Source organism: Burkholderia pyrrocinia (assembly GCF_022809715.1).
GTDB lineage: Bacteria > Pseudomonadota > Gammaproteobacteria > Burkholderiales > Burkholderiaceae > Burkholderia > Burkholderia pyrrocinia_C.
The window spans coordinates 2,151,569-2,163,045 of the sequence record NZ_CP094460.1 but is presented as its reverse complement, the minus strand read 5'-3'; the positions used below and the strand labels follow the sequence as shown (position 1 = coordinate 2,163,045).

Here is an 11,477-nt window from a genome sequence, read left to right as displayed (position 1 = left end):
CTTATTCATATCAATCAGTAGTCCAATCAAAAATATCCGACTCGATCGGAAACATGTGAGGAGCATCGGGAGATGACGAAAAAGACCCTTCTGGCACTCGTGGCCTGTGCGATTCCGGCCGCGTCGTTCGCACAGAGCAGCGTGACGATGTTCGGGCTGATGGATGCCGGCATCAGCTATGTCAGCAACGAAGGCGGCCACGGAAACGCGAAATTCGACGACAACATCTTCTTTCCGAACCTGCTCGGTTTCGAAGGCAAGGAGGATCTCGGCGCTGGCACGCGCGCGATCTTCCGGCTCGTCAACCAGTATTCGCTCGGCAATGGGTCAATCATCGGCGGCGGGTTGTTCGCGCGGCAAGCCTACGTCGGGCTCGAAAACGATCGCTACGGCAAGCTCACGCTCGGCAACCAGTACGAGTTCATGGTCGATGCGCTGGCCGCCAGCGGCAACGAGATCGCGCAGGATCTCGTCGGCCTGTACGGTTTTCGCAACGGGCCGTTCGACCAGCTCGCGCTGCCGAACAACCCGACCGGCGCGTTCGACTGGGATCGCGTCGCAGGCAGCAATCGCGTCGCGAATTCCGTCAAATACACGAGCCCGTCGCTGTCGGGTCTGATCTTCGGCGCGCTGTACGGCTTCGGCAACGTCGCGGGGTCGATCGGCGCGAACAACACGGTCAGCGTCGGCGCGAGCTACGACAACGGCCCGTTCGGCGCGGGCGCGGCCTATACGAACCAGAAATACGGCGCGGCGGCCGGGATGACGCCGACCAGCGTGCGCAACTGGGGCGCGGGCGTGCACTACACGCTCGGCACGGTCACGGGGAAGGCGCTCTTCACAACCGTACGCAACGCGCAGAACGGCGCGGGCGTCTGGTCGGCGGAAGCGGGCGCGGCGTGGCATCCGTCGCCTGCGTGGGTGGTCGGCGCGTCGTACACGTACATGAAGGGCAACGACACGCTCGACAACGCGCATGCGCATCAGATCCTGGCGGCCGTTCAGTACTGGCTGTCGAAGCGCACGATGGTGTACGTGGCGGGCGTGCATCAGCGCGCAAGCCGCGGCAGCAACGCGCAGATCAACGGCGTGATGGATGCGAACGGCGCGTCGAGCGGCGCGCTGCAGTCGATCGCGCGGATTGGGTTCAGTACGCGGTTCTGAGAGGTTCATGGCCCGTACCCTGCGAAGCCGGCCGACTCGTGCTCCACCACCCACGTGTTCCCCCGGGCGGCGGCGATTGCCTGAACGTCGTCGTCCCCTGGGTCTCGCTTTCGGAAGCGCATGGCGACCGGCTTGGCTCCATGCGTGCGCACGCTCTCACGACGTCAGTTGGTCGCCGATTCTTCCGAGAATTTCTTGAACACGTCCCGCACCAACGCATTGATTCTGCCCATCGTGACCGACGGGGTCCTGCCCGCGAGCGCCACGATCCCTAAACGAGCCGAACCGGCCAGCGGCGGATTGAGCGGTATCTGATGCAGCCGGTTCGCCCGGACCGCTTCGTCGAAAACCGGAAGGCTGCCGAGAATGACGACTTCGCTCACCGCGGCCGCCGCTTCCAGTTCGCCGAAATCGTCGCTCTGGAGCTTGATGCGGTCTGCAATCGAAAATCCGAGATGCTGATGAAGGTCGTCGAGCGCATATCTCGACAGGTGCGTGCTGCCGATCGGATATTTCAGCAGCGCCTCCGGCGATACGCACGCCATGCCGCCAAGGGGATGCGTACGGCTGCAAAAGAACGCGGCCCGCCATCGCGGTAGCGGCATGATCTCGATTTCCGGCTGCTCCGTGAGTGACGCGATATCGCCGACGAACATGTCGATGCGCTCCGCCATCAACATGCCGAGCAGATCCGCGGTATTGCCTCGCTTGAGCACCACTCGTACGTTCGGCGCATTGACGGCCCCGAACGTCAGAATGGGTTGTCTGAGCAAAGCGGCCGGCGTCGCGCCCAAGCCAATGCAGATTTCGCCGAACTCCCCGCGCTCGAGCAGCGCGAGATCGCGCACGAGTTCCCGCATCTCGAAATCGATCCGACGTGCGCGATCGACGAATACCTTGCCGTACGGTGTCAGCGCGATGCCTTGTGCGCTACGGTCGAACAACGGAAATCCGAACTCCGATTCGATCGACTGGATGCTGCGGGACAACGCGGATTGACTCAGATGCACTTCCGCGCAGGCGCGACTGAAGGTCTGATATCGAGCGAGTGCAATGACATGTTGCAGTTTGCGAAGATTCATTGGAAACCCAGGACAGGAAACCCGGCATTCGAGGACAGCGGCCGCGCCCACGTGCGGCAAGTATAGTCGCCCCCTGCCCCTGTCCGATGCGAACGCGCAGACCTGACGCTCGGCAAACGGCGCCCACGTCAGAACTTGTGGTGAATGCCGACGCTCGCGCCGACCTGACTCTTGCCGGGCTGGCCCACGTTCGAATAGCTGTTGACACCGAATGCGCTGTCGCCGGAATTCAACATCGTGCCGACATGCGCATACAGAAACGTCGCCTTCGACAGCAGATACTCGGCCCCGCCGACGAACAGCGTCGGGTGTTCCGGTGCGCGCTGGAAGTCGTAACGGCCGCCCAGCACGTACCATTGAATCGTCGGCGTCGCGAATCCTTTCGCACTGCCCCAGTAAGCCGTACCGCGCGGCGTCAACTGCAGGTCGCCCAGCACGCGCGTGACGCCCGCGGAAAGCGTCACGCCGCCGACCGTACAGCGGAGCGCCGCGCTGTAGCGCTCATCGCTCCGCCCGGACGAATCGATGCCGCCGGTGCTCGTCCCCCGGCTCTGTTCGTACAGCACGCGCGCGGCAAACGTTCCGTGAACATATTCGAGCGCCGTGCCAACGTAACGGCCGGCCAGCATGTTGCCGGGCAGCTGTTGACCAAAACCGTACTCGGCCTCGACATTGAGGCCATGAAATGACTCCGACTGAAACTTCACCGCATTGTTAAGCCGCAGCGTCCCGAGCGGGATCAGATTCAGCGACAGCGTGGAATCGTTGGCGAAATACGTCGGGTCGTAGAGAACCGCCTTGTCGAACTGCACACTGTATTGGCGCCCGAACGTCAGCCGGCCATAGGGCGATCGAATCCCGACGCTCGACAGCCGGTTGAACAGCGTGCCCGGCGTCACGAGCGTCCCCTTGCCGAGGTCAAAGCCGTTCTCGATCTGGAAGACCGCGCCGTAGCCGCCGCCGAGGTCCTCGTCGCCCTTGAACCCGAACCGTGAAGGCAAAAATGCGCTGCCCAGCATGCCGAACGATGACTTACCCTCCCTTCCGGCATTGGTCAGGCTCTGCATGCCGATATCCAGAATGCCGTACATGACCACCGAACCCTGCGCGCGAACGTGACTCCCGCACGTTGCGCACACAAGCGTCAGCAAAGCCGCCGCCGATCTCCTCATCGATTTTTTCCGATTCATCTCGTTCCATCGCTTGATTTTGATTTCGTCCTGATCCGGGCAAGCTGACCTTCGGCACGGCCCATGCGCAATGCGTTTTTATTCGTATAACGAATTATCTGAAAGTCGAATTCGCCGTCGGGTACAGCGGGAAGCGCTAAAAGCCGGGAAGCTTGCAGGATCGCCTCAGACGGCTTCAATCCCGCGATGCATCGTAAGCAGCTAAAAAATCGCTATCCAATGAGATTCTTGTCGCCGGGCGATGCAGGATTTGCATGGCCGCCGGGCAACCGGGTGGCGATCTGCGCCGTAAAAAAACGCGTATCGGCTGTATCGCCGACACGCGCTCAAGGAGACACGGTTCTGATGCAGAGTGCGCGAATCACCCGGGAAAACCTCGGACTACCGGGAAGCACGACGGTCCAGAAGCCGATTCGGCCGGGCTGCTTCCGCTGGACAGCGCCGCGGAACCGCCTTCGCGCGGCGCATCCATCGGCACCGGTCGCCACACGTTGGCGCGCCGCGTGCCATCGTCGCGCATCCGGACGTGCGGGCTTCTCGCTCAGCCGGCAATCCGGCGAACGAGCGGGTCGATCCAGCGGCCGGCTATCCACACGTACGCTCCCGTCGCGATCGTGCAGAACCAGTACAGCCCGACGCCGACGACGATCCCGAACGTCATCGGCGAATCGGCGGACAAGGGCCGTGTCAGCACGCCCGGCACGAATGCGACGATCAGGATGTACGTAAAGTAGGCGCCCAGCACGAGCAGGCTCATGCCGAAGCTCAAGCGGGCGCGGCGCCGGATCAGACGGGTTACGTCGGGCGCATGCGCGTCGGCGCCTGCATTCGCGCCGGCGCCGGCCGCAATGGCCGTCGGGTGATTGACGTTCGACATGGTTGCTCCAGTGGTCAGTGAGTGTGGGCGGCGCTGATGCCAATCCCTGTCGCACTGCGGAACGTCTGCGCATCGAATCGCGTACGCTCCGCCGCCGCGCGAGCGGACGAATCGGTGATCGACGCGAGCCATGCGACCCCGAACGCCAGCGTCATCGAGAACAAGGCCGGGTTCGCATACGGGAAGAGCGCGACGTCGTGCTTCAGAATGCCCACCCAGATCGTCGGCCCGGTGACGAGGAGCCCGACCGACGACGACAGTCCGACCATCCCGCCGGCCAGCACGCCGCGCGTCGTCAATCCCCGCCAGAACATCGACAGCATCAGAATCGGGAAGTTGGTACTCGCCGAAATGGAGAACGCGAGTCCGACCAGGAAGCTGATGTTGAGGTTCTGCACGAGATGCGACAGGAGCAATGCGACCGCCACCAGCACGAACGTCGCCCAGCGAGACACCTTCAGTTCGCGCGCCGGATCAGCTTGTCCCCTGCACACGATTCGCTTGTACAGATCGTGCCCGACCGCCGACGCGCCCGAAATCGCGAGTCCCGCGACGACAGCCAGGATCGTTGCGAACGCCACCGCGGACATGATGCCGAGGAACACATCGCCGCCGAAGTAGTGGCTCAAATGCATCGCCGCCATGTTCCCGCCGCCGATCAGCGTGTGCGTCGCCGGGTCCACGAACGCCGGATTACGGAGCACGAACACGATCGCACCTGCGCCGATCACGACGACCGCGGTATAGAACCATGCGATGAGCCCGGTCGCGTAGAACGCCGATTGCCGGGCCGCTGCGCCATCGCGGACGGTGAACAGGCGGCTCAGAATATGCGGCAGGCCCACCATGCCGAAGATCAACGACATGCCGAGCGAAATCGCGTCGACGGGATTCGTGACAAGCCGGCTCGGCGCCAGCACGGCTACACCGGCCGGATGGGCTTGCACGACCGCGCTCATCAGCCGGTTCGCGCTGAAGCCGGTCGCCTGCAGCACCTTGAACGACAGATACGTGCCGATCGCGAGCATCAGCGCCGCTTTCACGATCTGCACCCACGTGGTGGCCAGCATGCCGCCGATCAGCACGTAGACCAGCACCAGCGCGCCGACCGCCAGCATCGCGACCATGTACGGCACGCCGAACAGCAACTGGATCAGCTTGCCGGCGCCGACCAACTGGATCACGAGGTAGAAAAGCACGATCACCAGTGAATTCACCGCGGCCAGGATGCGCACCGGTCGCTCTTCGAGACGGAACGCGACGACGTCGGCGAGCGTGAAGCGTCCGAGATTTCGCAATGGTTCCGCGACGAGAAACAACAGGATCGGCCAGCCGACCAGCGTGCCGACGCCGTAGATGATCGCGTCGTAGCCTGAACCGGCCATCATGCCCACCGCGCCGAGGAACGACGACGCGGACATGTAGTCGCCGGCGAGCGCGAAGCCGTTCTGTAACGGCGTCACGCCACCGCCCGCCGTATAGAATTGCGACACCGAGCGGTTACGGCGCGAAGCCCAGTACGTGATGCCGAGCGTCGACGCGACGAAAATCAGAAACGGCGCAAGCGTATACGCGCTCGCAACGCCCTGCGAGTGCGCACCGGCCGCGCACGCCGTGCCCGATGCGAGCACGGCGCACACGCCTGCCGACAGGACGGCCAGCATCCGCCGGGCACGGAACGTTGCGTGTCCCATGATGTTCTCCTCCAGTTTTTTTATGAATGTCCGGATCGCGCGACGTCGATGCAGTCGCACGGTCGTTTTGTCAGGCGGCGAGACGACGCCGCACGACTTCGTCGAATATCGCGACGCCGATCGGCGCCACGTCGTCGTTGAAGTCGTATTCGGGGTGATGGCACATATGCCCGCCCTGCCCGAGGAAGAAGTAACAGCCGGGCCTCGCCTCGAGAAAGCGCGCGACGTCGTCGCCGGCCATCAGCGGCGCCACGTCGGTCAACACGTTCGCGGCGCCGACCACCGCGGCCGCCGCATCCATGACGCACCGCGCCGGAGCTTCGGCGTTGATCGTCGGCGGCGTGCCGTGCGAAATATCGAGATCGATCGTGCAATCGTGCGACAGCGCGACGCCCGCGCAGATGTCGCGCAAGCGGCGATGCACGCGTTCACGCGCCGTCGGCGACAGCGCGCGCGTGGTGCCTTGCAGCGACGCGCGATCCGGAATGACGTTCGCCGTCGCACCCGCGACGAACTGGCAGATACTCAGGACCGCGCTGTCCAGCGGGTCGATCGAACGGCTGACGACGGTCTGCAATGCGGTCACCAGCAGCGCGCCGATGGCGATCGGATCGACGCTGCGATGCGGTGTCCCGCCATGACTGCCGGTCCCGCGAATCTCGATCGTGAAGAAGTCCACAGCGGCTAGTTGCGACCCCACGCGCACGCCGATTTTTCCGGGCTGGAGCTGCGGATGATTGTGCAGCCCGTAGATTTCGTCGAACGGGAACCGCTCCAGCAACTGATCGTCGAGCATCGCCTGGCTACCTTTGACGATTTCCTCGGCCGGCTGGAATACCAGCACGACCCGGCCCCTGAACTGGCGATGGTCGGCAATCCGCTTCGCGGCGCCGAGCAGGATCGCGGTGTGTCCATCGTGACCGCAGCCATGAAACAGCCCGTGATGGACCGAACGATAAAACGGTCGACCCTCTTCCTGGATCGGCAACGCGTCCATGTCTGCGCGCAACGCGATCGTGGGGCCCGGCCCACCTGTGCCGTCGATCACGCCGACCACGCCGGTGCGGCCGATGCCGGTATGCGTGTCGATGCCGAACGAGCGCAGCAAATCCGCGACGAACGCAGCCGTGCCGGTTTCCTGAAACGCGATTTCCGGGCGACTGTGGATCTGTCGGCGCCAGGCTTTCATGTCTTCGGACAGCGCGGCAATGGGCGAACTGATCTGCATGTAGCGACTCCTTGTATTGCTGACGCGCGGCAAGCGCGGCGGGGAAACGAACCCTTCGAGCAAGGTTCGACGTCCGGCCGATTCTAGAAATCGCAAAATGCGCAGTCCAATGCAAAGTTCCGGCACTTTCCATGCAGAGACTGCATAGGGCCGCGTCACCGGCGTCGGCGATATTTCGGTGACGGTGCATGCGGGCGGAGTTCCGGCGACGCTGACACAGCCGTACACCGGGTGCAGGATTCACATGCACGCGCCGCACGCCTCGCCATACGCGCACTGTAACCACGTGTAATCGATTTGCAGATCAATCCTCCGTACGCTGTCGATACTCTTCCGCCCGCCCGATTTCTGCACAGGCGCTGCTTCGCAGGATGGGAGAGATACCGGTGCCACGGGCGTCGTCGCTCAGCAGCGTGTTCTTCAACGATAAAACGTGAAAGGAACTGCCATGTCTCATAGCTTGGATACCTTCAAATTCATCGATGTCCTGATTGCGTTCGATGTCGATGAGATTCTGAAAAAGAACAACAACTCGCTCGGCACGGAGCCGGATAAGGCGACCTCGCTCGGAAACGACCCCGATTCCGTCTACATGATCACCCCGCTGGCGGATGCGGCGGATGGCTATAGCCAAGGCTCGGTGCAAGGCGTGTACCAGGGGGAGGCCGGCAGCAACTTGCTGCTCAAGGCCAATGCCGACGACGTGATTTACTGGCGCACCGTGTCTCTGACGTACACGGAAAGCTACAAGTGCTTCCTGTATCGCTTCAAAGCGATCACCCGCAACCTTCTGGGCGAAGTTTCGTACCACACCGAGAACGTCAACGAGCCTTACCCGGTACAGGGCTGGCCCGACAACAACAGTGTGAAAGCGGAGCAGCGCGCGGACTACTGGGCGCAAGCCACCGTGCTCGCTCCCGGCCAAGAGACCTATGCGTTCGTCGTCGCCATTTACGACCGGCGCGCGCAACTGAAGGGCTACGTCACCTGGGATGCCTACCTCACCATCAACAACCGGTGATCTCGAACCGGCGCCTCGACAAGACCGAAACGTGATCGGCGCGAGGCGCCCGGCAGCACCGGGCGGGAGCAATCGGCCCGCCCGCCGCTTTCCGCCGGCGAATCCATCCCGCCGCCATGAAAGGACAACCGGCCAAGTCAAAGAAACAGCAGTGCCGGATTCAGTTCCTGTTCGTCGCACGGCTGCGCGCGCCATCCCAATTCCACTGGAACCGAGTAAAGCCGTCGCGCACCAAACCGCGGCCAGAAATGGCACAACCCCGGCGCGATGACTTGCACCACGGACAAGCCGATGTCGGGCCGCGTCTTGTCGACGACGAGCACGTCGATGCCGGCCGCCACGATGCGCCCGACGCAATGCGCGAGCGCCGCCGGCAACGATGCAGCGTCGCTCGGCCGCCACGTCGAGTGCGCCGTGCAGCGCACGCCGTTCGCCGGATACAGGAATCCGGTTTCCGACAGTTTGTCGCGATCCCACGGGTGCGGCGCCTCCGCCGCGACATCGAGCAACTGGTTGACTTCGGTCAGCGCGCGCTGCACCGCGATTCGGCCGTCCGGATGGCAGCCGAAGCCGATCGAGAAGTGCCCGTCCTGCGGATTTTCCGCCAGCGCGGCCACGGTCGGCACCCCGAGATCGGTGGTGATGTCGAGCGCCCACAAACGCCACCCGAACGTCGCGTATTCACGCACGAGCGCATCGAAATACGGATCGTCGAAACTCGCGAGATCGACGCCGGGGCGCGGAATCCGGTTGTACCACCAGATCGCGACTGCATCGCGCTCGATCAATTCGAGCATGCCTTGCAAAATCGCCTCGTCGACGCTCGATCCCGCCGCGCAGCCGTTGGGATTGTGCACGCATGCGGCGGGCGCCCGCGCGCTGTCGGGCGTTTCCGCATAACAGTAGCTCAGCGGCACGAGGTGGCGCCTGCCATTCACGAGCGACCAGGCCGGCGTCCAGTCGATGACGTCGCGCGCGGTGAAACGCGGCGGCACCTGCTTTCGAACATCGCGCGTCAATGCATTGATCGCATCGCGCGTGTCGAATTGCCGTTCGCTGAACTGCTGAAGATCGTTCACGTGAATCGGCACGGCATCGCATGCCGGATCGGCGAGCAGGCTTTCGATGCTTCCGGTCAGTGTCGCCTCGTCGCCTTGATACACGCTGCTGTATCGTTCGAGCGCCTCGCATAGCGCGCTCACCCGGGCTTGTTCGTCGGTGCGGCCTTTGCCGGAGCAGATCCTGTCGAACCGGTTGCTGCCCGGTACGTCGGCCGGGCACACGAGAAAACCCGACGCATAGACCTTGCGCAGGCCCGCGTGTCGCTTCGGCATCGGGTGCAGATACGCGATCGCGCCGCTGACCGGCGATATCAGATGGGCGTAACGCTCGAACACCTGTTGCGGATCGGCGGTACGGTAGCCGCCGTCGGCACGCGCCAACGGCGCATGATCGGCGAGTTGCGGCGCCCGCGCCGCCTGCTCGCGCATCCACGCGGGATTGCCGCAGCACGGGCATTGCGGACGCTTCAGCACGCGGTGCCGCTCGGCGGCCAACGTGTCGATGCGCTGCGCCACGATATGCGTTTGCGACCGTTCCGAAACCGTGCGGTTGACCGCGATCTGCTCGACCGTCGCCGCCACGAGCGCCGCCGCTGCTGCTGCCCCGGCACGCGAGGCGGCCGGCGGCAGACGCGTCGCGTCGCTGCCGTGATGGCGCGCAAGCAGCGCCTCGACAGGCCGGTTGATGCGAATCCAGTAGCGCACGCATTCGATGCACGGCGCGTCGGCCAGCGCACCTCCGCCGGCCAGCAGCGGCCCGATCAGCGTCTGCACGCCACCGGCCGCCACGACGAGCAATGCCCCGCCGCGCGCCGCCACGCGGGCGGCGCACGCGGCGAGATCGTCGCGGTCGTGCGTATCGGTGATCGCGACGGTCAATTCGGCGTCCTGCACGACGTCGATGCCGGCCGTGTCGAGCGCGCGCCTGAGCGCCGCATCGTCGGCGCCGAACGCCTCGACCGCGACGCGCAGTTGCACGACGCGCGCGCAGGCCGCGTCGCCGTCGAGTCCGGTGCGCTCGAAGAAGCCGCGCGCCGCATCGTCGTCGTGCGGCGTGTCGGCGCGCACGTAGCCGCGACGCACCAGATGATCGAGCCGCGCGAGCACGTCCCATTCTCCGAACGTGCCGGCAAGCGATGTGACGATCTCGGCGATCGTCATCCGCGCCCGCAGGCAGGCGGCGATCCGCACGAAGATCGCGCCCGACAGCATCGCGCGTTTGAATTCGTCGACGACGAACAGCGTCTCGGGGCCCGCATCGAGCACGAGCAAATGCGGTTTGAAGCGCAACACGCGCGAAAGGTCATCAAGCATCGTCGGGTTCCGTGCGGCGGGTAAGCAAACATCGCGGCCCGGGCAGCCGGCCCGGGCACGCGACGGTGCGCGGCGCGACCGCGCCGGATCAGCAGCAGGTGAACAGGTAAGTCGACCCGGCGTCGCTGTACGCCGCGAGTGCAACGGCCTCTTCGTCCCGGCTCAACGGCTGTTCCGGTATGCCGACCGTCATCACGTTGCGCGGCAGGTGCCAGCTCCCGCCGTCCTTCCCGTTGTCCCTCCAGCCATGATCGCCGTCCGGTTCGACGACCTCGATGTCGATGATCCACGGACACTGGTAACCGAAGTATTTCGCGAGCGTGTCCAGCGGCTTCTCCAGCAGCTCGCCCTTGAAGTCCGGGTTTCGCCATGAAAGCGCGATCGCACGCAGATAGACCTTCTGAAACTCCAGCATCGATTCGAGCGTCGGATTAGCGTTTTCCTTTGCCATATCGGTTTCCCCTGAAGTCATTCCATGATGGTGATGTGGTTCGCGTTGTAGGCGGCCAGCGCCTGCGCGAATTGCTTCTCGTTCGCCGGCGCGGGCGGCAGAAACAACGTGAGCTTGTTTTTCTGGCCGGCCGTCCAGTCGCCGTTGACGCCCGGTGTCCAGGCCGACGACTTGGTCTGCACCTTCAGGTCGAGCTTGAACGGAAAGTGATAGCCGAAATGCTCGCGCAGTGCGTGGACCGGATCGGCCTCGAGTTCTTCGAGAAACGCCGGGGAATGCCACGCGAGGGCGATCGCCCGAATGACGGTTGCCCGGTATTCGAGAAACTGTTCGTACGTCGGTAATCGCAGATCCTTGCTCATCGGTATGTTCTCCTGATTGACGAATGGAACGAC

General features: G+C 64.0%; 10 protein-coding genes. 2 read left to right on the top strand and 8 right to left on the bottom strand.

The features are described 5' to 3' along the window. Window positions 1-72 precede the first annotated feature (72 nt). The gene (locus tag MRS60_RS26570) at window positions 73-1,164 is read left to right on the top strand and encodes a porin (RefSeq protein WP_217590349.1); all 1,092 of its coding nucleotides are present in this window, start codon (window positions 73-75) and stop codon (window positions 1,162-1,164) included. Window positions 1,165-1,328: 164 nt separating this feature from the next. Here MRS60_RS26570 and MRS60_RS26565 read toward each other — a convergent pair whose 3' ends face one another. The 5 genes from MRS60_RS26565 to MRS60_RS26545 all read right to left on the bottom strand — a co-directional run bounded on the left by MRS60_RS26565 (window position 1,329) and on the right by MRS60_RS26545 (window position 7,235). Further along, window positions 1,329-2,246 carry a LysR family transcriptional regulator gene (locus MRS60_RS26565; protein ID WP_034181478.1) on the bottom strand — a complete coding sequence of 306 codons (918 nt, stop codon included), beginning with the start codon at window positions 2,244-2,246 and terminating at the stop codon, window positions 1,329-1,331. Between the two features lie 128 nt (window positions 2,247-2,374). Then, window positions 2,375-3,337 (bottom strand): porin, encoded by a 963-nt coding sequence (locus MRS60_RS26560; RefSeq protein WP_243565852.1) that lies wholly within the window; start codon window positions 3,335-3,337, stop codon window positions 2,375-2,377. Between the two features lie 640 nt (window positions 3,338-3,977). Continuing rightward, entirely contained in the window at window positions 3,978-4,313 is a 336-nt protein-coding gene (locus MRS60_RS26555) for a DUF485 domain-containing protein (protein WP_081938459.1), read from the bottom strand. 14 nt (window positions 4,314-4,327) lie between these two features. Further along, entirely contained in the window at window positions 4,328-6,007 is a 1,680-nt protein-coding gene (locus tag MRS60_RS26550) for a sodium:solute symporter family transporter (protein WP_243565851.1), read from the bottom strand. 70 nt (window positions 6,008-6,077) lie between these two features. After that, entirely contained in the window at window positions 6,078-7,235 is a 1,158-nt protein-coding gene (locus MRS60_RS26545) for an amidohydrolase (RefSeq protein ID WP_131946238.1), read from the bottom strand. A 448-nt stretch (window positions 7,236-7,683) separates the two neighbouring features. Between MRS60_RS26545 and MRS60_RS26540 the strand changes: the two genes are divergently transcribed. Beyond that, on the top strand, window positions 7,684-8,256 hold the full coding sequence (locus tag MRS60_RS26540; RefSeq protein WP_034181481.1) for an AidA/PixA family protein: 573 nt from the start codon (window positions 7,684-7,686) through the stop codon (window positions 8,254-8,256). A gap of 137 nt (window positions 8,257-8,393) precedes the next feature. On the opposite strand, the gene MRS60_RS26535 is transcribed toward MRS60_RS26540, so the two are convergent. The 3 genes from MRS60_RS26535 to MRS60_RS26525 form a co-directional block, all read right to left on the bottom strand. After that, window positions 8,394-10,631, bottom strand: coding sequence for a TOMM precursor leader peptide-binding protein (locus MRS60_RS26535; RefSeq protein ID WP_243565850.1), 2,238 nt, complete (start codon window positions 10,629-10,631; stop codon window positions 8,394-8,396). A gap of 88 nt (window positions 10,632-10,719) precedes the next feature. Then, window positions 10,720-11,082, bottom strand: a complete 363-nt coding sequence (locus tag MRS60_RS26530) for a BMA_0021/BMA_0022 family TOMM bacteriocin (RefSeq protein WP_034181483.1) — start codon at window positions 11,080-11,082, stop codon at window positions 10,720-10,722. A 17-nt stretch (window positions 11,083-11,099) separates the two neighbouring features. Beyond that, window positions 11,100-11,444, bottom strand: coding sequence for a BMA_0021/BMA_0022 family TOMM bacteriocin (locus MRS60_RS26525; RefSeq protein WP_243565849.1), 345 nt, complete (start codon window positions 11,442-11,444; stop codon window positions 11,100-11,102). Between the last annotated feature and the right edge of the window lie 33 nt (window positions 11,445-11,477).